The sequence below is a fragment of the Lacrimispora amygdalina genome, from assembly GCF_900205965.1.
GTDB lineage: Bacteria > Bacillota > Clostridia > Lachnospirales > Lachnospiraceae > Lacrimispora > Lacrimispora amygdalina_A.
In genome coordinates this window covers 1-603 of the sequence record NZ_OAOF01000086.1, presented here as the reverse complement: position 1 = coordinate 603, position 603 = coordinate 1, and the positions used below count along the sequence as shown (strand labels likewise).

At 41.0% G+C, this 603-nt stretch carries 1 protein-coding gene; it reads right to left on the bottom strand.

From position 1 onward, the window contains the following. A partial coding sequence (locus tag CRO04_RS25790) for an IS110 family transposase (RefSeq protein WP_242974665.1) occupies nt 1-603 on the bottom strand: 603 nt, incomplete at both ends.

Here is a 603-nt window from a genome sequence, read left to right as displayed (position 1 = left end):
CTGAACGCAATCCAGAATTAATTCTGCTTTGTCTTTCTTGGAAATACGAGCTATTTCCTTAAATTCGACTGTTAGGTCTTCTGCCGTTTTTCCCTGCAAATGAACAGGGGATGGGTAGGTCCTCCAGAAATACATAGCACATTTCCCGTCTATCTCGCTGAAGAACTTACTGTAGCTGGGATATGCCATGGATATCTGCTCATGGAGTCCATTCTTAAAGCGAATACCGTCTTTCACCAGTAAATCTCTCCGATTTACTAATTGAGCCAGTGTCCATTCGTTATCTTTTGGCTTAGCATTTGGCAAAGTATGTAACTGGTTAATCAGAACCGTTGCCACACAATACGCATCATGCTCATCATTTTTACGGAGCATAGGTGCACTTTTTCTCTGATCATAAGCCAGAGCTGGATTAATGTCTTTTACAATGTAACCTTTTTCAATCAGCCAGACAGCTAAACTTCTGCCGTAACCGTATGCATTCTCCAATCCGTAAATGGGTTCAAGCCCAAGATGATTGGATTTTCTGTTTACCTTTTCTGCCAGCTTTTTAAATTCACTGGGCTTGTTTTCAATGACGACTACCTCTAACTTTTCATTCCA